At 56.2% G+C, this 20,354-nt stretch carries 20 protein-coding genes and 1 pseudogene; 14 read left to right on the forward strand and 7 right to left on the reverse strand.

The window, feature by feature from the left end:
* Window positions 1-193 precede the first annotated feature (193 nt).
* Window positions 194-1,105 carry an AraC family transcriptional regulator gene (locus EXY20_RS33025; protein ID WP_135556690.1) on the reverse strand — a complete coding sequence of 304 codons (912 nt, stop codon included), beginning with the start codon at window positions 1,103-1,105 and terminating at the stop codon, window positions 194-196.
* Between the two features lie 132 nt (window positions 1,106-1,237).
* Between EXY20_RS33025 and EXY20_RS33030 the strand changes: the two genes are divergently transcribed.
* On the forward strand, window positions 1,238-2,458 hold the full coding sequence (locus tag EXY20_RS33030; RefSeq protein ID WP_207671368.1) for a Gfo/Idh/MocA family protein: 1,221 nt from the start codon (window positions 1,238-1,240) through the stop codon (window positions 2,456-2,458).
* Between the two features lie 61 nt (window positions 2,459-2,519).
* Here EXY20_RS33030 and EXY20_RS33035 read toward each other — a convergent pair whose 3' ends face one another.
* Genes EXY20_RS33035 through EXY20_RS33050 form a run of 4 tightly spaced genes read right to left on the reverse strand, consistent with a single transcriptional unit; the run spans window position 2,520 to window position 6,780 of the window.
* Window positions 2,520-2,735, reverse strand: a complete 216-nt coding sequence (locus EXY20_RS33035) for a CLC_0170 family protein (protein WP_135556691.1) — start codon at window positions 2,733-2,735, stop codon at window positions 2,520-2,522.
* Between the two features lie 58 nt (window positions 2,736-2,793).
* Window positions 2,794-4,038 (reverse strand): Ger(x)C family spore germination protein, encoded by a 1,245-nt coding sequence (locus tag EXY20_RS33040; RefSeq protein WP_235886317.1) that lies wholly within the window; start codon window positions 4,036-4,038, stop codon window positions 2,794-2,796.
* Entirely contained in the window at window positions 4,004-5,134 is a 1,131-nt protein-coding gene (locus tag EXY20_RS33045) for a GerAB/ArcD/ProY family transporter (protein ID WP_135556711.1), read from the reverse strand. Before EXY20_RS33045 ends, EXY20_RS33040 begins: the two co-directional genes overlap by 35 nt.
* Window positions 5,135-5,136: 2 nt before the next feature.
* Entirely contained in the window at window positions 5,137-6,780 is a 1,644-nt protein-coding gene (locus EXY20_RS33050; protein WP_135556692.1) for a spore germination protein, read from the reverse strand.
* 267 nt (window positions 6,781-7,047) lie between these two features.
* Here EXY20_RS33050 and EXY20_RS33055 point away from each other — a divergent pair, with 267 nt between their 5' ends.
* Window positions 7,048-7,863, forward strand: a complete 816-nt coding sequence (locus tag EXY20_RS33055) for a glycerophosphodiester phosphodiesterase family protein (RefSeq protein ID WP_135556693.1) — start codon at window positions 7,048-7,050, stop codon at window positions 7,861-7,863.
* 74 nt (window positions 7,864-7,937) lie between these two features.
* On the opposite strand, the gene EXY20_RS33060 is transcribed toward EXY20_RS33055, so the two are convergent.
* Window positions 7,938-8,630, reverse strand: coding sequence for an N-acetylmannosamine-6-phosphate 2-epimerase (locus tag EXY20_RS33060; protein ID WP_207671369.1), 693 nt, complete (start codon window positions 8,628-8,630; stop codon window positions 7,938-7,940).
* A 275-nt stretch (window positions 8,631-8,905) separates the two neighbouring features.
* Here EXY20_RS33060 and EXY20_RS33065 point away from each other — a divergent pair, with 275 nt between their 5' ends.
* The 12 genes from EXY20_RS33065 (at window position 8,906) to EXY20_RS33120 (ending at window position 19,716) form a co-directional block, all read left to right on the forward strand.
* On the forward strand, window positions 8,906-9,766 hold the full coding sequence (locus EXY20_RS33065) for a MurR/RpiR family transcriptional regulator (RefSeq protein ID WP_135556694.1): 861 nt from the start codon (window positions 8,906-8,908) through the stop codon (window positions 9,764-9,766).
* Window positions 9,767-9,794: 28 nt separating this feature from the next.
* Window positions 9,795-10,757, forward strand: coding sequence for an ROK family protein (locus tag EXY20_RS33070; protein WP_135556695.1), 963 nt, complete (start codon window positions 9,795-9,797; stop codon window positions 10,755-10,757).
* A gap of 181 nt (window positions 10,758-10,938) precedes the next feature.
* Window positions 10,939-11,979 carry a hypothetical protein gene (locus EXY20_RS33075; protein WP_135556696.1) on the forward strand — a complete coding sequence of 347 codons (1,041 nt, stop codon included), beginning with the start codon at window positions 10,939-10,941 and terminating at the stop codon, window positions 11,977-11,979.
* Entirely contained in the window at window positions 11,966-14,128 is a 2,163-nt protein-coding gene (locus EXY20_RS33080; protein ID WP_135556697.1) for a molybdopterin oxidoreductase family protein, read from the forward strand. Before EXY20_RS33075 ends, EXY20_RS33080 begins: the two co-directional genes overlap by 14 nt.
* On the forward strand, window positions 14,125-14,688 hold the full coding sequence (locus EXY20_RS33085) for a 4Fe-4S dicluster domain-containing protein (protein WP_135556698.1): 564 nt from the start codon (window positions 14,125-14,127) through the stop codon (window positions 14,686-14,688). The genes EXY20_RS33080 and EXY20_RS33085 overlap by 4 nt, the downstream gene beginning before the upstream one ends.
* A 41-nt stretch (window positions 14,689-14,729) precedes the next feature.
* Window positions 14,730-15,266, forward strand: coding sequence for a Rieske 2Fe-2S domain-containing protein (locus tag EXY20_RS33090; RefSeq protein WP_135556699.1), 537 nt, complete (start codon window positions 14,730-14,732; stop codon window positions 15,264-15,266).
* Window positions 15,256-15,444: a hypothetical protein gene (locus tag EXY20_RS33095; RefSeq protein WP_135556700.1), complete on the forward strand. Its 189-nt coding sequence runs from the start codon at window positions 15,256-15,258 to the stop codon at window positions 15,442-15,444. The genes EXY20_RS33090 and EXY20_RS33095 overlap by 11 nt, the downstream gene beginning before the upstream one ends.
* Window positions 15,441-16,970, forward strand: a complete 1,530-nt coding sequence (locus EXY20_RS33100) for a nitrate/nitrite transporter (RefSeq protein ID WP_135556701.1) — start codon at window positions 15,441-15,443, stop codon at window positions 16,968-16,970. Before EXY20_RS33095 ends, EXY20_RS33100 begins: the two co-directional genes overlap by 4 nt.
* On the forward strand, window positions 16,963-17,274 hold the full coding sequence (locus EXY20_RS33105) for a hypothetical protein (protein WP_135556702.1): 312 nt from the start codon (window positions 16,963-16,965) through the stop codon (window positions 17,272-17,274). Before EXY20_RS33100 ends, EXY20_RS33105 begins: the two co-directional genes overlap by 8 nt.
* Window positions 17,275-17,326: 52 nt before the next feature.
* A complete protein-coding gene (locus EXY20_RS33110) occupies window positions 17,327-18,865 on the forward strand; it encodes a molybdopterin molybdotransferase MoeA (RefSeq protein WP_235886318.1) in 1,539 nt (512 codons plus the stop codon).
* A 5-nt stretch (window positions 18,866-18,870) separates the two neighbouring features.
* Window positions 18,871-19,356 carry a molybdopterin-guanine dinucleotide biosynthesis protein B gene (gene mobB, locus EXY20_RS33115; protein ID WP_135556703.1) on the forward strand — a complete coding sequence of 162 codons (486 nt, stop codon included), beginning with the start codon at window positions 18,871-18,873 and terminating at the stop codon, window positions 19,354-19,356.
* Window positions 19,357-19,428: 72 nt separating this feature from the next.
* Window positions 19,429-19,716, forward strand: coding sequence for a CGCGG family putative rSAM-modified RiPP protein (locus EXY20_RS33120; protein ID WP_135556704.1), 288 nt, complete (start codon window positions 19,429-19,431; stop codon window positions 19,714-19,716).
* Window positions 19,717-19,823: 107 nt separating this feature from the next.
* Here EXY20_RS33120 and EXY20_RS39315 read toward each other — a convergent pair.
* Window positions 19,824-20,354, reverse strand: a pseudogene (locus EXY20_RS39315) (hypothetical protein); the annotation flags it as partial.

The raw sequence follows: 20,354 nt of genomic DNA on the forward strand, positions 1-20,354 counted from the left end.
TGAAGGGAGGATTGGCGATGAGTGTGGGAGCCGGCTTCACCGGCATCGGCGGAATTCTTGTTCTGTTTATTTTGCTCGCAATCATATTCGCTGGTGTGTTTATCCTTTAATGCCATATTCGCTGCAAATAAGTCCGCGTTCATCGCGGGCTTATTTGTTTGCGCCCTATGCGCGGTTATTGATTCCGCGATGCTTACACGATGCTGAACATGTTGCGGTAGGAGCGGGGCGAGACGCCTTGCCACTTCTTGAACACATGGCTGAATTGATGCGGATCGTCGTAACCGACGAGAGTGCCGATCTGTTCGATCGGGTCGGCCGTTTCGCGCAAGTAGCGTTTGGCCGCCTGATGGCGCAGCCGCTGCAAATATTGCTGGGGGGCGGCTTCGAACCGCCGCCTGAACAGCCTTATATAATGGTCCTCGCTGATGTTGAGCCGCTTCGCCATATCGGCATTGGCGAACGGCAGCTGCAGATTCACCTGCATCTCCTCGGCGATCTGCTCCAGCGGTTCGCGGTAGGCGGTCGGAGCCTGGCGCCGTCTGTCGGACCGCAGGCGCAGCAGCGCCGTCACAATCAATTGCATATATCCCCGGCAAGCCAATTCGAACCCGGTACGCTGCGCTTTGAACTCCGCGCCGATTTCTTCCATCCAGCCGACGATTTCCCTTGGGACGCCGCGATAGCGGCGTTCGAACGCCGGCACGCCGTCCGAAACGAACGGCCAGCGGCAAACCCAATCCGGCCGGAACGCCGACTCCGCCACGACCATATCCCCGACAATCGTCAAGTCGAGCTCGTCGTACAAGTCGAAGTGGACGCCTAGCAGCTGTGCTGCCGGCGCGGAAACAATGGAAACCTGGTGGCGCACGGCAGGGGGAATAACCAGCAGGTCGCCACGCTCGTAGATCAGCGGTTCGGCAAGATCGGCGAATTGCACCGCCATGCTTCCGGCAAACACGAACATCAGCTCGCCGTCGTACAGCCTTCGCTGCGCCCCGTGAACGGGAGCGATGCGCTGGTGCTCGGCCCAATGCACGCTCGGGACGAACTCGCCCGGGTCCAGCGGGACCGGATGAGGATGGACGAAACGCTCCGCAGCCAACGGGCACTCTCCCTTCTCAGTATGATCGCTGATTCGCAAGTTTTGATCGTTGATCGACAACACAAGCCGTTGTCATCATGATACCATAGAAACGCAGGAAGCTGCGATTCACAATTGGGAGGATATCGCGACATGAGCGGAAAAGCGTTGAACGAAAAAATCGGACTTGGCGTGATCGGACTCGGCCACCGGGGACGGGGGTTAATGGGGCTGCTGCTCGGCATGGACGACATCTCCGTCGTTGCGGTCAGCGACAAATACGAGGACAGACGCCGGCTGGCCGTCGAGGAAGCGGAGGCGGCCGGTTCTCCCGCGCCGGACAGTTACGCCGACTACCGGGAGCTGCTTGCCCGTGCGGACGTGGATGCGGTGATCGTCGCTTCGTCCTGGACCAGTCATACGGAAATTGCGATTGCCGCGATGAGAGCGGGCAAATACGTCGGCTCGGAAGTCGGTGGGGCCGCTTCGCTCGAAGAGTGCTGGCAGCTTGTCCGCACGGCGGAGGAGACGGGAATGCAGGCCATGCTGCTGGAGAATTGCTGCTATGGCCGCGAGGAGCTGGCCGTGCTCAATATGGTCAGACAAGGGTTGTTCGGGGAGCTTATCCATTGCCAGGGCGCCTACGAACACGACTTGCGCGACGAAGTATCGTCCGGCTTCGAGAAGCGGCATTACCGCCTGAACAACTATTTGCACCGCAGCGGCGACGTTTATCCGACGCACGGGCTCGGCCCGGCCGCCAAATGCCTGAACATCGGCCGCGGCAACCGGTTCGTCGCCCTGTCTTCTATGGCGAGCAAGGCGAGGGGGATCAATTTGTGGGCGGCGGAGCATCTTGGAGCGGACCATCCGTCGGCCAAAGCGAACTTCATGGTCGGAGATATCGTGACAACGATGATTCGCTGCGCGCAAGGCGAAACGATCGTGCTGACGCACGACACTTCGCTGCCGCGGCCTTATTCCCGCGGGCAACGCGTGCAGGGAACCAAAGGACTGTGGATGGAGGACGGCAACGTCATTCATCTGGAAGGGAAGAGTCCCTCCCACGCCTGGGAGTCGTTCGACAGCTACAAACAGCAATACGAGCACCCGATCTGGCGAGATTACCTGGAAGCCGGCGTTCGCGGCGGCCATGGCGGCATGGACTACCTGTGCCTCCGGGCGTTCATCGAAAGCGTCGCCGAACGCAAAGCGCCGCCGATCGACGTTTACGACATGGCGGCCTGGATGGCCGTAACCGCACTCTCCGAGCAGTCGGTGCATCTGGGCGGCGGGGCGGTTGCGTTCCCCGACTTCACCAACGGCAAGTGGGTCGAGCGCGGCCCGGCTCCGGAAGGGTACTATGCCTTGTAAGCTCCAACCGGGAACGATTGGCGTGTCGAATAGCTGACTGTACCGGAAAATTTTAATGATCTCACGACCAAATCCACTTTTTAAACGCCCAGTTGCCGATGAACAGCAGGACCCCCAGCGTTATGTTGAACCATCCGAGCAACTGGGCAAGCTTCATCTCCCTGGGCATGTCGTCCCGTTCGTAGCCTTTGCTTTCGATCAGCAGCAAGCACCCGGCAACCAGCCACAGCGGCACTGCATAATTGAAGTAACTGGACGTATATTCGTGATGAAACATGGTCGTAGCGCCTCCAGTTGAAGGTCGGTTCCGGACGATTGCGGCACACACGAGAGTGTCAGCGCGCCTTCATGCCGATCCGGCGAATTTTGATATCGACCGTGACGTCGATCGGAATGTCCTTGTACATCTTCTGCCATTGTTCCTTCGTTTTGACTTCGCGGTTCCAATACCCCGGTTTTTTCGCCCGCAGAAATTCGCCGAAACCGAAAATATCGGCTCCGCTTTCTTGCGTTTTTTTGATTAGTTCGGCATGAAATTTGTTTGCTGCCTCTTCGTCCTTTTTTTCGAGATCGGCCAGCATCTCCGGCCGGTCGACCAGAAAGCTTTCGCTGCTTTTTTCCTCCAGATTGAGCTCGATTGCAATCACAACACGGAAATGCGGCCGGCCATTTTCGATGGCGACGTCGATTTTCGACTGTCTGTGCGTGGAATACAGCAAGACGGAGTTGCCGGTATTGTCGATGCTGATCGATCCGCGGTAGCCGGCAGGATTCATCCCTTTGACGCCCATGAAGGCACCGATTTCGAGCGGTTTCGTCGCTCCGATCATTTTATCTCCCTTGAAGTAAGCCAGGCCCTTGAGCTCGATATTCTGTTGGTTCATGAGTTGCACATACGGCAGATAACCTTCCTGCCCCTTCTTCGAGGAATTGCTCCAATAGATGCCGATATAATCCATCGGAAACTTTCCCAGCTTGACGGCGTCGTCGAGCGTGGAGATCATATACAGCGTCGGGACGCGCTCGAGCTTCGGCCTGGCGTCCAGCAGCGCCTTGGCATTGCCTCGAGCGATCATCAGCCAGGCCATGCGACGAACCTCCGAATTGCGGCGCATGTAGTCATTCAAATTTTGCAGCCCGTTCCTGGCGATTTCCTCCGAAACGACGATGACGCGCAAATGGCCGAAAAACAGCCGGCCGGAAATTTGCTGTTGCAAATTCATGATGGCATCGTCGATCGTATGGCCGACGACATCGACCACCCAGATCGTCTGGTTGTTATTGCTGCCGCCGCCGCCTTCCCCGGGTCCGAGCGGAATGCGTCCGGGCAGCGCGATTTGTACGGCAAGGCGGATCGGTTCTGTGCCCGGCGTAGGGAAATTGCCTTTTAAATGGGAGACTTCGTCTTCCAAGGCTTCAACTTCCTCCTGCGCCGCGGCGTCGATCGAAATGCCCAGCACGACGGCGCGTTCTTCGAGCTCGAGCCGATCCCAGCAGCCGCTCAGCATCGGCAGGAGCATCAGCATCAGCAGCAGGGCGACGCGCTTAAGCGGCATCGCCGGTCGCGTTGTTTCCTTCACGGCGATCCCCCCTTTTCTTGCGAAGGATGGCGATCACTAGCAGTGCGCCCGGATATCCGATCGTGACGTAGAGTCCGATTTGGCCGGATTGCGCGATAATGCGGTACATTTGCAAAATGTTTTGCGGCAGCATCGCAATGATGAACACGAACGGCAGCAGGAAAAACGTAAACAGCTTGTGGTCGCTAAGCCGAAACAGCTGGCGGATCGAATACGTCGTCATAAAATAACTGGACAGCAGCGTCGTAAATACGGCCGTCACCCATACGGCGAGAAAGGCGGCGTCCAAACGTTCGAGAATATTGGCGGGCAGCGAGGTCGCCTTGGCCAGCTCGAGCGTCGGCCAAAGCAATTGTTTGATCTCTTCGGTGCCGAATACGGAGACGGTAGCCGTCACGATCAGCACGTACAGGCCCCCGGCGATGATCATCCCCCAAACGGTCGCCCGCATCGCCCGTTCGGGTCGGCGCATCGCCGGAATAACCGCCGATTGGATGAATGCCCCCTGGAATAACGACGCGATGGTAAAAACACCCGACAGCATGGCTTTGGCCGACGCACCGTTGCCCCAGATCGGCTGCAGATTGATGATGTCGGCGTTTTTCAGGGAAAGCGTGACGATCAACAAGCCCGGGACAAGCAGCAGCGGGAAGTAAAACAAGTGAATGTACGCGAATGTCGTCATGTTGTTGCGCGTCGTAATCGCCGCCAGCAGCAGCATGACGATAACCGTCACTTCTACCGGCGTCGACTTCAGTACAGACGTTACGACGACTTCGCCGAATTCCCGCGCAGTGAGCGACGTCAGCAGCGCAAAATAGAGGATGATGACGGCGCTGACAATCCAGGCGAGCCACTTGCCGATAATGTCTTCGCTGTATTGGATGATCGACTGGGAAGGAAAACGCATGCCGAGCCGGGTAAGCAAATACAGACCGGCGAAGGCGAACAGCGCCGCGAACAGCGTCACCATCGGCGCGCCGGATTCTCCCGCATGGACGGCGAACAACGGCAGCGGCAGCACGCCGACTCCGATAATGGTGCTAATCATGACGGCTGCCGCCTGAATGACGGTGATTTGACGTTCGGGCTCCACGTTCATCGCTCCTCCTCCGGTTGTTTAAATTTCAGCGGGTCGAGAACATCCCGGTTGGTGTTGCTGAACCGTTCCGCCAAATGGTCGGCTTCTTTCTGGTTATCCAGCGTATGCAGGGCAACGGGGCGTTTCTTCATCCACCACAGCGGTGCGCGAACGATCAGGTCCTTCATGCTTTGAAAATTGCCGGGCACGAACGGCGACATGTACGGCACACCGAACGATTTGAGCGACAGCAGGTGGTTGATGATCAGGATCAGTCCGATCATAACGCCATACAAACCGAATATGCCGGCCATGATAATAAGCGGAAAGCGCAGCAGCCGCAAGGCGAGCGCCGCATTGTAGGCAGGTGTTGCGAATGAGCCGATCGTCGTCAGGGCGATGATGACGACCGTAATCGGACTGGCGAAGCCTGCCGCAACGGCCGCCTGGCCGATGACGAGCACGCCGACGATCGACAGCGCGCCGCCGACCTGCTGGGGCAGGCGGATCGTCGCCTCCCGCAGCACTTCCATCGACACTTCCATCACAAGCACTTCGATGATAGCCGGGAACGGTACGCCCGCCCTTCCCCCGGCGACGGCAACGGCGAATTCCGTCGGGATCAGCTCCGGATTGAAGGAGATGATCGCCACGTACAACGACGGAAACACGAGTGAGAAGATGAGCGCCACGAGCCGTGCGAGCCGGATGGCGCTCATCAGCAGAAACCGTTCCGTATAATCTTCGACGGTTTGGTAAAATTGGCTGAAGACCGTCGGTACCACCAACGCAAGCGGCGATCCGTCGACCAGAATGCCGACCCGGCCTTCGAGCAGATTGGCGACGATTTTGTCCGGTCGTTCGGTATACTGCACCTGCGGGAATGGCGACAGATGGTTGTCTTCAATAAATTGTTCCAGGTAGCCGGAGTCGAGTATGGCGTCGACATCGATGTTTCGCAGCCGCTTGTCCACTTCGCGAACGAGATCGGGATTGGTCAAATCGTGCAAATAGCAGATGGCGACCTTGGATTTGCTTCTGCGCCCGATTTCCATCGTATAGACGCGAAAATCCGCCGATTGCAGGCGATACCGCAGCAGTGCGATATTCGTGCCGAGCAGCTCGATGAACCCTTCGCGCGGCCCGCGAATGACTTGTTCGGTCGCCGGCTGTTCGATCGAGCGCTTCTCGATGTTGCGCGTGCCGATCAGGAATATGCAGTCCATCCCGTCCACAGCGACAACGGTTTGACCGCGCAGCAGCCCCTCGATCGCCAGCGACAGCTTGTTCACCCTCGTTCCTTCGGAGTGAAAGAGCGATTCGTTCAACAGAACGTCCGGCAATTGTTCGGGCGCAAACGATTTTCCTTCCAGATGGGGAGGCGTGTACATGAACGGTTTCAAAATATCGTTATTGATAATCGCCTGATCGACCATGTTGGAGAAATAAAACATGGCGGCCGCATAATGCCCGAACACGTGGAACCGGCGCATGGTGAAATCGTCGTTCATGCCGAGCAGCCGGTCGATCCGGTCGACCGTTTCTTCGAGCCCCGCCGGGACGCCCTCCGCTTCGTCGACCGCCGAATAGGGCGGTGCGGCCAAAGTCGCCGGCTTGCGTTTATTCGGTTTCAGCAATGACTTCCAATATGAAATAGACATCGTTCGTCCACCTAACGGCCCTGGCGCAAGCTGCCGCCAAACCGGGCCTATTCGTATACGTTAGCATTGGCATTCCATGGGTGATTTCATTCCGAATATTTGCACGGATGGATATTTAGTTTTTAACAGTCATTTTGCGATCCTTGAAGGAATCGGGTTATAAAAGGAGAAATCATAGCGAACCGCTTGAACCGCACCGTTGTCCGCTTCACGCCGTTTCTCAAGTCCGGCATCAACGTCGTTAATGTGCAACTGGAGGAATGCCAAATGATCGAACGTCTTCAAACGAACAGTTCCATAATCGTTGCCGGGCATCGAGGCTGGAAATCGGCCTACCCGGAAAATACGCTGCTTGCTTTTCAGGAAGCGCTTGAATTGGGGGTCGATATGCTGGAGTTCGACCTGCGCTTCTCCAAGGACAAGGTTGTCATGGTGATCCACGACGAAACGCTCGATCGCACAACGAACGGTTCGGGACCGGTAAGCGATTATACGCTCGCCGAGCTGAAGCGGCTCGACGCGGGCGGATGGTTCGGCAAAACGTACGAGGGGCTGAAGATTCCTGCACTGGAGGAGTTATGCGAGTTGCTTGCCGCTTATCCGGATGTTCTGTTGAACGTGGAAGTGAAACCGCATCCCGAAGCCAAACCGGTTGCCGATTCGGCGATCGCCATGCTGAAGGATTACGGGTATTTGGAACGATGCGTGTTCACGAGCTTCGATGCGGACGTGCTGGCGCATATTCATGACAGGCACGGGTTAAAGACGCAGGGTTTTCCCGGGGAGCTTATGGCGAACTTCGTCCCCGGCCCGGACGGGACGGTGTCGAAGATGTGGGCGGTTGGCATCAGCATGCAGCTGCTGACGCCGCAATTGGTGGAGCACTATCGCGAGCTGGGCGTGCTGCCTTGGTGTTACTGCCCCGACCGGGAGCAGCAAGTGTATTACGCGCTCGGCTGCGGCGCAATGCTGATGACCGTCAACGACCCGCTCCCGGCCCTGGACATTCGCAAACAGTTGAACTTGTCGGCATTCGCCGCACCTCCCACACCGCAGCGGAACAAGAGGGGACTTGCGGAATAGGCCATTTTTTATGGCCTATTTCGCCCGAAGCCGCACGATGAGGCAGGTGAAACGCTTCTGCCCCGCTTCCCCGTTCAACAATCCCCTTGGGAGTTTCTGTCGCCAGGAATGGCCGCTACAAAACGTTTCGTGATTTCCATCGGCCGGGTAATGGCGGTGCCGACAACGACGCAGTGCGCGCCATTGTCGAATGCGCCGACCATTTGTTCGGGCGTCCAGATGCCGCCTTCGGCGATAACCGGTACCGAACTCGCTGCGCCAAACTGTTTCACCAGCAAGGGATCGAACGGGGCGGGGACCAAGGTCGTGGCCACACAATCGAAGCCCAACGCGGACGCATTGCGCGCATCGCCGACGGTTGCGCAGTCGGCCATAAATAACGCGTCGGGGTAGTGCTCGCGAATCCGGGGGAAATCGTCGTTCAGGTACTTGCCGGACGGCCTGCGGTTGGAAGTGGCATCCATAGCGATCATGTCGACACCCGCAGCGACAAGGGCCGCCACTTCCGCCTCCGTAGGCGTAATGAATACGTCGCTGTTCGGATAATCGGCCTTGATAATGCCGATGATCGGCAGATCGACCGTCTTCCTGATTGCGGCAATGTCTGCCACGCTGTTGGCCCGGATGCCGACAGCGCCACCCAACATGGCGGCGTACGCCATCTTGCCCATGATAGAAGGATCGTGCAGCGGCTCATGGGGCAGCGCTTGGCAGGATACGACAAGGCCATGCTTCAACGCGGCGAATAACTTCGATTGGATTGCCATCCGTTCTCCTCCGACAACAAGTTTCGAAAATAACGAAATAATATTCAAAAATGAAAATAGTGAAACCGAGAAGCGCAATTTCAACACCTGCTAAAATGCCTGAAATCCCATTGTATGCTGAGATTATAAGGGAAATCACTAATAAAGCAGTTATACAACAATACGAATGAATTTTCAATAATGAAAATAAATTCCCTTTTTTCGTTTCTTTTCCGCGTTTCCTATGGTATGATTTTTATAAGAATTTTTATCTTCCTATCAAGCGAGGTAGATCCATGGTTACGGACGTGATCGCGGCCATCTATTCCCGGTCCGGCGACTTGACGAAAAACGAGCGGAAAGTGGCGGATTATGTCTTGCAGCAACCGGTCGAGGTTTTGCACATGACCATTACCGACTTGGCGGACCGTTGCGGCGTAGCGGACAGCACCGTGTTCCGATTTTGCAAGACGGTCGGGGCGACGGGGTACCAGCAATTCAAAGTGCTGCTTGCGCAAAGCATTGGCGCCGGCCAACAAAGCGGCGTGGCGCTCGACGATGTCGATCCCAAACAAAGCCTGTTCGAAACCGGCAGAGAGATTAAAGATCGTGTGATCGACGCTGTGGAGCTTACGTTCAAGTCGCTTCATTACGAGGATTTGAACCGGGCAGTGGATTTGATCGCCGGGGCAAGGAAGCTGTATTTCTTCGGCGTCGGTTCTTCGGGAACGTTAGCCCAGCAAGCTTTCCAACGGTTTATCCGAATCAACCCGGAAGTCCAGCATATTGCGGATGTGCACGTTCAGACGATTGCGGCGTCGACTATGGGGCCGAATGACCTGGCCGTTTGTTTCTCCTACTCCGGTTCAACCCGGGACATGATCGATTTGATGAAAGAAGTGAAACGCAGCGAGGCCAGAATCGTCTGCATTACCCGATATGCCAAATCCCCCATCACCCCATATGCCGATGTGGTATTGCTGAGTCTGGTGAACGATGCCGGCTCGCCCTCCCAGAACAAAAACCTGCTGGCCGTTAAAGCTTCGCAGCTGTTCCTGGTCGATCTGTTGTATACCGAGTGCTACAAACGAAATTATGCCCGGAGCCATGAAAACATGGAGCGAACGAACCAGGCGATTTTCAACAAATTAATGTAAGATTCGTGCGGAGGTTGGAGGAATTGGCATGAGCGGTTGGTACGATCCGGAGTCCCGTTACGCGGTTGGCGTAGATATCGGCGGGACCAAAATCAACATTGGCGTGCTGGATGAGCACGGAAACGTTCTGTTCGACCATCATCTGCCTACAGTGGCGTTAACGCCGGCAATCGTTCCCGACATTGTCGAAGGCATTCGTTTGGTCTTGAATCAACTGCATGAACGGCATCCGGATGTGCGAATAAAAGGAATTGGCGTCGGCAGCGCGGGACAAATCGAGTTTGCAACCGGCAAGGTCCATGCTGTCGCAGATTATCGCTGCTCCGCCTATGTCGGCACGTCGATTAAAGAAATGCTGCATCGTACGTTTGAGGTGCCTGTCATCGTCGATAACGATGTGAACGTGCTTGCCGTTGCGGAGAAATATTTCGGCGCGGGCATCGGAACGAAACATTTGCTCTGTCTGACCCTTGGCACCGGCATTGGCGGCGCGATGCTGATCGGCGGCAAACTGGTCCACGGCGCTTGGGGAGGAGCGGGAGAGTTCGGCCACATTTCGGTCGATTTCCGCGGCGAAACGTGCCACTGCGGCGGGGTCGGGTGTGTGGAGTTGTACGCTTCGGGAACCGGGATCGCCCGCCGAATGCAGCTGAAAAGCAAAAGCGGGCTTGACTCGCCGGACACGCGTCAAGTTGTCGAGCGTTGGCTGGAAGGCGACGCTTGCGCAACGGAAGTGATGGAAGAAGCGATTCAAGCGCTCGGCACGGCGCTGATGAGCTTGATTCATGCTTTTAACCCCGAGAAGATCGTCATCGGCGGCGGATTGTCGGAAATCGGAGCGCCGTTATTCGCTCGGCTGCAAGAAGAAGTGACGCGGCGAACGATGCCGGTTTTCCGGGAAAGCTTGCAAATCCAGCCCGCCTATAAGCTGAACAAGGGAAATATGATCGGCGCGGCCATGATGGTCCTGAAGGACGATTGGAAAGAATAAGCGGCTATCCGCCTACCCAAACAAGAAATCGCCGATTTCTTGTTTTTTTGTATTTGTCGGCTTTTTGAAAATGGTGCCGGCGGCGCGTCCCCGCACCCCGATTTGTGACCTGCATCACTGCGCTTTCTCCGTTCGTTTGGTCTAATGGAGGTAAATGAAGCAAGTATGAAGGAGAATGGACATGGATCGTGCCTTCGCATCCAAATTCGCCAAGCTGGTTTTTTTGACCGTTAGCTGTCTGATCGTGCTGATGTATATCGGGTCGCGGTTTTTTACGCACATTGATTTGGCGCTGTATGGCTATATGGTCGGGACGGTGGCGTTTATCGGCGGGTTTTATTATCGTTTTATCGCCTGGGCCGAGCGCCCGCCAACGAGGCTGATTTTGAAAAAAGGCATCAAGCTGCTGTTTCGCAAATCGACGCCAAAAACGTCGGTGGAGCATCTGGCGACCTATCGGTTTATTTGGCATCGCGGGTGGTATCGTTGGACGCAGCACGTCTTGCTGGGATGGGGCTGCATCTTGTCCTGCTTCGTGACGTTCCCGCTCGTGTTCGGGTGGATGTATTTTACGATGGGGGATAACGGCACCTACACCGTGGTGGGCTTCGGGATCGATCTGATGAAAGTAAAGGCGGACGGGATCATTGCTTTCCTGTTTTATAATGCGCTGAACATCACGGCCTTTATGGTCATCGCGGGCGTCTGCATGGCGCTGTACCGCCGGCTCAAGGATATGCAGGCGCGCGCGGAGCAAACGTTCGTTTACGATTTTTTGCCGCTTTACTTGCTGCTGTTTATTAGCATTACCGGGCTTTGGCTCACGTTCAGCAATATTTTCCTTCACGGCTTCGGCCATCCGCTCATGAGCGTCGTTCACCAATGGTCGGTAATTGTGACGCTGATTTATTTGCCTTTCGGCAAGCTGGCTCACATTCCTTTCCGGCCGATGAGCGTGCTGGCGCGCAATTATCGCGAGCATTACGGCGAGCGGCAGATGAAAACGTGCAAGGTGTGCGGGACCGGATTCGTTTCCGTCGAACAGTCGGACGATGTGATCGCGGTGCTGAAGCAGAATGAGATCGAATTCAGGATGAAGGAAGGCTTCCATCTGGCTGAGCTGTGTTTGCCGTGCCGGCGGAAATACCGGATGTCCCGCTTTGCCGGCGTGCCTACGCATGAAATCGGAATCAAGGAGGCCAACCAGAATGCCAAAGGATAAATTTTTCAAAACGATTGCAAATATTCAACATCCGAACGAATCGCTTGTTCCTACGCACTGTTCTTACTGCGGCATGCAATGCGGCATGAATTTGCGGGTAGACAAGTCCACCAATAAAATCATCGGCGTCGAGCCCCGCTACGACTGGCCGGTTACGCTCGGCAAGATGTGCCCCAAAGGAGTAACGGCCTATCAGCAAACGAATCACGACGACCGGCTGCTGCGGCCGCTGATTCGCGACAATCCCGCGCTGAAAGGGACCAAGGACGGATTTCGCGAATCCAGCTGGGAGGAAGCGTACGAGTTGATCGCCCGCAAATTTCAGCAGCTGCAAGCCGAATACGGGAAAGACAGCTTGTCCGTGTTCAGCGGGGTGTCGATGACGAACGAAAAGTGCTACCTGACCGGAAAATTCGCCCGGGTGGCGCTGCAGACGAGATATATCGACTATAACGGCCGCTTCTGCATGTCAAGCGCCGCCGCGGGGTTTTTGCGCTCCTTCGGCGTCGACCGGGGATCCACCTTGCCATGGACCGATCTGCATGAAACGGACTGCTTGTTCATCGCGGGAAGCAACACGGCGGAATGCCATCCGACCTCGATGTTTCGCGTCTGGGAGGTGCAGAATCGCGGCGGTTATTTGATTGTGGCCGACCCGCGGGAAACCCCGATAGCGCGAAGGGCGGACGTTCACCTCGACTTGCGCCCGGGAACCGATCTTGCGCTGGCGAATTGTATGGTCAACCTGCTCGTCAAGAACGGATACGCGGACGAAGATTTCGTACGCGAACATACGAACGGTTACGAGGAAATGGTCGAAGCCGTCAGCCTGTTCACGCCGGAATATACGAGCGAAATTACCGGCGTTGCGCCGGAGAAGCTGGTTCGGGCGGCGGAAATATACGGCAAGGCGCCGGACGCGATCGTCATGTTTGCCCGCGGCATCGAGCAGCAGCATAAAGGTTCGGACAACGTATCCGCTTACACGAACATGTGTCTGGTCACCGGCAAGATCGGGCGCCCGAAGTCCGGCGTGGCTACGTTCACGGGGCAAGGCAATGGGCAAGGCGGCCGCGAACACGGACAGAAGGCGGACGCGCTGCCCGGCTATCGCAAAATCACGAATCCGAAGCATGTGGCGGAAGTGTGCAAAGTATGGGGCATTGCACCCGAAGAAATGCCGCAGCCTGGCGTTTCGGCCTACGAAATGTTCGAGCTGATGGCGGAAAAAACGATTCGCGGGCTGTATTTGTTATGCTCCAATCCGGCCGTATCCGCACCGAATCAAAACTTCGTCCGCGCTGCGCTGAAAAGTCTGGACTTCATGGTTTGCTCCGACATCTTCCTGTCGGAATCCGCGGAGTTTGCCGATGTGGTGCTGCCGTCCGTGACATGGTCGGAGGATGAAGGAACGGTCACGAACCTGGAAGGCCGCATTATCAAAATCAACAAAGCGCAGGAACCGATCGGCGAATCGAAGCCCGACTGGTTGATCGAAGTCGAACTGGCCGAGCGGCTGGGGCGGGGACAATACTTCCGCCATCTGCAGACGGCAAGGGACGTTGCCGAAGAGTTCCGGCTGGCGTCCAAAGGCGGTTATGCCGATTATTACGGCGCGACCTGGGATAAGATCGACAGGCAGAACGGCGTATTCTGGCCGTGCAGAAGCGAAGACGATCCCGGCACGCCGTACATGTTCCTCGATAAACAGTTTTATCACGCGGACGGCAAGGCGAAGCTGTGCGCGCTTCCTTACCGGCCGCCTGCGGAGGAGCCTTGCGCCGACTATCCGCTCCGGCTTACGACAGGGCGTGTGGTGTATCATTACTTATCCGGAAACCAGACGCGCCGAATTCCGTTTCTGCACGATATGTGCCCGGAGCCTTATGTGGAAATTCACCCCGATACGGCAGCGAGGTACGGCATCGAACACGATGAAAACGTGCGGCTCTACACGCGCCGCGGAGAAGTGATCTATAAAGTGAAAGTGATCGAAGCGATTCGCCAGGATACGGTTTTTGTGCCTTACCATTTTGGCCACGATCAATCGGTTAACCTGCTCACCATTCCTGCGCTCGACCCGATGTCGCGCATGCCGGAGTTTAAAGTGTGCGCCGCGCAAATTGCAAAAGTTCAGGAGGGCGTATGAAACAATATCTCTATATCGAAATGGACAACTGCATCGGTTGCCGCAGCTGCCTTGCCGCTTGTACGCAATGCGGCGGCCATGACCAGCGCAATCGGAACTACGTCTACGATGTGAATCCGCTTGTCAATCGCCAGACGATTCCGCTGATGTGCTTGCACTGCGTCAACCCGGCATGCGCGCGCAGCTGTCCGGCGCAAGCGATTCAAATTACGCCGGAAGGCGCCGTGTTGTCGGCCTTGGTGGAGAAGTGCATCGGCTGCCAAAACTGCACGATCGCCTGTCCTTACGGGATCCCCAAATTCGATGACGAACAAAATCTGATGTACAAATGCGATCTCTGTTACGATCGCACGAAGGAAGGCATCCCGCCGATGTGTGCGTCGGTTTGTCCGACCAATACACTGCAGTGGGTAACGGAAGAAGAATTGAAGGAGAAGAAGGAGCAGGTCCGGCTGGGCAAATGGATGTCGAGCCGCGAGCCGGTCGACCCGCTGGAAGGCGAAACGAATGTGAAAATCAGTCTGCCGGGCATTCTTCAAGGGAAGACAAAGTTATTTTAAGCCTTATTTCAAGCCAAAACAAAGTTACAGGGGGATTCCCGATGGATCAGGAGCGCAAGGCAACCAACAACCAGGTTCCATTCGACGAAGACAATTATACGCATAACATACGCAAAGACAAGGAACGCGGCCTGGATCGCCGCAGCTTCATGAAGGTGATGGCGGGAGCCGCGGGCGTGTTCGCCGTTTCGACATTGCCATGGGGAGCGATAGCGGTCAAGGAATTGACCGGGCTCAGCGATAAAAAATATGCCGCCGCGAAGATTGCCGATGTCAGTTCGCTGAAGGTAGGCGATGCGGTAGAGTTCCACTACCCGGGCGAGCATGACGCGGCGCTGCTCATCCGGCTTGGCGACAATGAATACAAAGCGTACCAAAACGCTTGCACCCACTTGAAATGCCCCGTTTTCTGGAGCAAGGAAGAAGGAGAGCTGTTGTGCCCTTGCCATCACGGCGTGTTCGACCCGGCAACGGGAGCGCCGACTTCGGGCCCGCCAAGACGACCGCTTCCCGAAATTGTGCTGAAGCAGGAGCAGGGAGCGATTTGGGCGACGGGAGTGAAGCGATATGAAACGTAGTTACCGCGGCGTCATTCTGCTCAGCGTCGTTCTGTTTCTGAACATTGTTTGTACGCAGCAAGCGGTAAATGCCTTCTTTTACGATAAATTCGGCACCGTGGTCGTGTTTGCCGCCCTCAATCTGGCGTTATTCCCCATCGCCGTCTTGATCTATCGCCGGGAGCGTGATGTGAAATGAACGTAAAGAAGCTGCAGCTTCCGCTGCAAACGGTCAGCCTGGTGCTGGGGTTTATGGTGTGGGTCATTCTTTCGTCGCTAATGCCTTACATTAAAGAAGACATCGCGCTGTCGCCGTCGCAGCTGGCCTGGGTCACGGCCATACCCATCCTGTTCGGATCGGTGATGCGGATTCCATTCGGGTATATGACCAATCGGTACGGCGCCCGGAAACTGTTTATGGCCAGCTTCGTGCTGCTTCTGGCGCCGGTTTTTTGGATCAGCCAGGCGAACTCGTTTGCGGATCTGATCGCAGGCGGCTTGTTCCTCGGGATCGGCGGCGCCGTCTTTTCGGTTGGCGTTACCTCGCTGCCCCAATACTATCCGAAGGAGCGGCACGGTTTCGTCAACGGCATATACGGCATCGGCAATTTGGGAACGGCCCTGTCCGCTTTCGGCGCTCCGGTCGTTGCCGTTTATCTCGGCTGGTCCCGGACGGTGCTCCTCTACAGCGGCGTTCTGCTCGTATTGGCCGGGCTGAACTTTCTGCTCGGAGACCGGCAAGAGGCTTCCGTCAAAACGCCGCTGCTCGAGCAAATCAAAGCCGTATCGCGCAACGAAAAACTGTGGTTTCTTTGCCTGTTTTATTTCCTGACCTTCGGTTCGTTTGTTGCGTTTACGGTGTATTTGCCGAACTTTCTGGTCAGCCACTTTCAGCTGGACAAAGTCGATGCGGGCATGCGTACGGCGGGGTTCATCGTCCTCGCTACGGCGATGCGGCCGGTGGGCGGGTGGCTCGGAGACCGGTTTAATCCGTTCAAAATTTTGATGTTCGTGTTTGTCGGGTTGACGGCAGCGGCCATTTTGCTATCGTTTGCGCCGTCCATGCGCCTGTATACGATCGGTTGTTTGACAGTGGCGTTCTGTGCCGGCACCGGCAACGGCACGATTTTTAAGCTGGTGCCGCTCTATTTCACCAAACAGGCGGGAATCGCCAACGGCATCATTTCGGCCATGGGGGGATTGGGCGGCTTCTTCCCTCCGCTCATTCTGACGATCCTGTTCAACATTACCGGGCACTACGCGATCGGATTCATGGCCTTGTCGCAAATTGCTTTGGCCAGTCTGATCCTTGTCGTCTGGATGTTTTTTCAGGAAAGGTTGACGCTTGCCGCCAATATCGTCGAAAATACGGTGGAAGGCATTATGATCACGGATGTGCGAGGCGTCATCCAGTCCGTGAATGCGGCTTTCACCCGGTTGACCGGTTATGCGCCGGAGGAAGCGATCGGGCAAACGCCAAGTATGTTGAAATCGGGCAAGCAGGATAAACTGTTTTATGATCAAATGTGGGAAAGTTTGCGCACCAAGGGGTTCTGGCAAGGAGCCATCTGGAACCGGAAAAAGAACGGCGATATTTATATGGAATGGCTTACGATCAGTTCGGTGAAGAACGATGCAGGCGAAGTCATCTATTATGCGGGCATGTTTAGCGACATTACCCGGCAGCAGCTGCTGCTGGAACGGGGAGCTGAGGCAAGTGCTTAGCGAATATAGGGTCGACCTGTGTTTTATTCGGCGGCAAACCGCGGAAGCGTCCCCGTTTCCGGAAATCGAGACGCAGATGCGCCGGCTGTTTTCATCGCGGAGCTCGTGCTTCATCGACCGGAAACGGGAAGAGGGGCTGGATATCGCCGTCGCCCAGGTGAACGGCTTGTCGACTTGGAGTACGGAGCAAGAAGTGATTTTGCACCTGGAAGCCTGCATGGAGCCGGAAAGTTTCGAATGCCTGAGCGGTTATCGCATCCTTGTCACTCCGAAGGAAGGTGCGGGCTGCTGTCAATTGAAGTAAGAGTTCAAAAAGCCGGCTTTTTGGACTGCCTTTTGAAGGGAAGGGGATTAAGATGGACTGGGAGTTGCGGTTCGGCGCCTATACCGGCACAGCGGTGGAGGTTGTCATCGAAGACGTGGCCGGGAGCGACCCGCTCGCCCCGCAGACAACACGCACCTTGCATCATGTTCGTTGGAATGACGAAAAAACGCATGTGCAGTTTTTTTTCAACGAGGTTCAGTTTCTGGCGATTCCTGTCTTTGGAGAGGGCAGGACGCGTATGGAGCAAACGGATCGGGAGATGGTGTTTGTGTCCGATGACGAGAATGCCAATCTCCGCTACAAGCTGCGGTTTCGCAAACCGAATAAATTCCAGCGCAACGCGTTGACGGCGGAGGAAGCCCGGCAAGCTTTACTGGATCGCGTTCGACCGATCGATGCCGTGGAGGTCGGACTTCTGGAGTCGATCGGCCGCAGGTTGGCGGATAACGTGAGCACGGAGGAGCCCATTCCCCATTTCAGACGATCCGGGATGGACGGCTATGCGGTTCGAAGCGAAGACATTGCGAATGCTTCCGCGTCCATGCCTGTTGTTTTGGAGGTGATCGAGCATATTCCTTGCGGGAAAGCGCCTCTGCACGCAATAACACCCGGCACAGCTTCGCGAATTATGACCGGCGGCATGGTGCCCGATGGTGCGGATGCCGTCATCATGCTGGAAATGACCGAAGAAATCGCCAAGGGCGGCCGAACTCACGTCATCATTCGCAAGACGGATGCCCGCGGCACCAATATCACTTCGATAGGCGACGAGGCCGACCGCGGCGAGCTGGTACTTGTGAAGGGCCAGGTGATCGGGGCGGGGCAAACGGCCATTCTGGCCGCTTTGGGCTATTCGCAAGTGAACGTTTTCCGCAGGCCAAAAGTGGCGATTCTTTCCACCGGAACGGAATTGCTGCAAGTATCGGAGCCGTTGCAAACCGGAAAGATCAGGAACAGCAATGCCTATATGCTGGCGGCCCAAATCATTTCGGCCGGGGGAGAACCGCAGCTTGTCGGATCGATTCCCGACGATTACGGGCAAGCGGAACGAATGCTCGAGGAAATTCTGGCGTCGGATGCGGATCTCATCGTCACAACGGGCGGCGTTTCCGTTGGCGATTATGACATCATGGCCGACTTTTTCACCAATTGGGGAGGCACGACGCTGTTCAATAAAATCGCCATGCGGCCGGGAAGCCCGACCACGGCGGGCATATGGCAGCATAAATTTCTGTTCGGCCTTTCCGGGAACCCTTCCGCTTGTTTCGTCGGCTTTGAATTGTTCGTCCGTCCCGTCTTGACCGGTATGCAGGGCGGCGTCGCGGAACCGGTTCGGGAGCTTACTGCTTCACTTGCCCACGATTATGGCAAGGTGAATGCTTATACACGGTTTGTCCGCGGTTTCTGGCAAAGCCGGGATGGCAAGATCGAAGTAGCGCCGGTCGGTCTGGATAAATCGAGCGCGATCATCGCCATTCAGGATGCCAATTGTCTGATTGTGATCCCGCCGACAAAAACGGGCATCGCGAGGGGGGAAATCGTAACGATTATCCCTCTGGGGGGAGCGTGAGCGGAATGAGTGCGCCCGTTATTCAAATCGTCGGGTATAAAAATGCGGGAAAAACAACCTTGCTGGAGCAACTGATCCGCAACTTGTCGGAGGCGGGGTATAAGGTCGGCACCGTGAAGCATGACGCCCACCAGTTCGAGGTGGATCATGAAGGAACGGATACTTGGCGCCATCGCCGTGCGGGAGCGGCGATCACGGCGATTGCCTCCGCTGCGCGAACGGCGATCATGGCTGAAACCGGTTCATCGCTGGATGAAATCCTGCAGCATATGCAAGGCGTGGATATCGTGCTGGTGGAAGGGTTCAAACAGGAACGGTATCCCAAAATCGTGATGGTCAGAGCGGAAGAAGACGCCGAACTGGTCCGGCAATTGGAGCATGTGGCCGCCGTCGTCTCCTGGAATCCGGAGTTTACCTGCGATGCCGCCGTGTTTCCCATCGGCGATACGCAGCGATTGTTCGAATGGATGTTGCGGGAATTTTTGGAGTGAGCGAAATCACAGTTCCCGAAGCGGAGTCTGGTACAATGGAGGTGTAAAGAAGTGTAACGGGAGGGACCGCACATGTATAAAACATTGACGGTGAAGGAAAGGGACTGGTCGTTGAATCTCGAGGATGCTTATTACGTGGAGCATCCGGAAGAGATTTTGCCCGAGTGCCTGAGCGGAGCGGCGAAAACCGCCCCGGGCTGTTATGTGAATATCGTGACGCCCGGCGAGTGCGGCGATCCGCATCAGTGGCTGATCCCCCAATTGATCGCGAAGCTTGGGGAAGCGGGCATTTCGTTCAAGGAAATCCGCTATATCGATCAGTGCGGCTGCGGAGGGCACGTCATCCGGGTATTTCGGTAGTTTTCCATGGCGCATCCCGCGGCGGCAAAAAACAACCTTCATCCTGCTTGTTCGGCGGGATGAAGGTTGTTTTCCTTGTGCGGCGCAGCAGAGGCGTCCGATGCCGGTTACGCTTTGCGGATGCGGTACATGTCGCTTTCGAGTCTGGTCGTTCTTGCGGCGAAGTCGTCAAACCTGTCCAGAATCGTTGCAAAGCCAAACTGCATCTCATTGCGCAGCTGGGTATGCATGTCGCGCATATCTGTGCGCAGTTCGTTCTTCATGTCCTGCATCTCCGAGCGCAGTTCGTTCTTCGTTTCGTGCATTTCAGTGCGTAGTTCAATCTTCATGTCCTGCATTTCTGAGCGCAGTTCGTTCTTCATGTCCTGCATCTCTGCGCGTAGTTGAGTCTGCATGCCTTGCATCTCCTCGCGCAACTCGTTGCGCAGTTGCGCGTTCCCGGTCTGCATCTCCTCGCGCAACTCGTTGCGCAGTTGCGCGTTCCCGGTCTGCATCTCCTCGCGCAACTCGCTGCGCAGTTGCGCGTTCCCGGTCTGCATCTCCTCGCGCAACTCGTTGCGCAGTTGCGCGTTCCCGGTCTGCATCTCCTCGCGCAACTCGCTGCGCAGTTGCGCGTTCCCGGTCTGCATCTCCTCGCG

The organism is Paenibacillus cymbidii (genome assembly GCF_004764705.1).
Taxonomy (GTDB): Bacteria; Bacillota; Bacilli; order Paenibacillales; family NBRC-103111; genus Paenibacillus_AN; species Paenibacillus_AN cymbidii.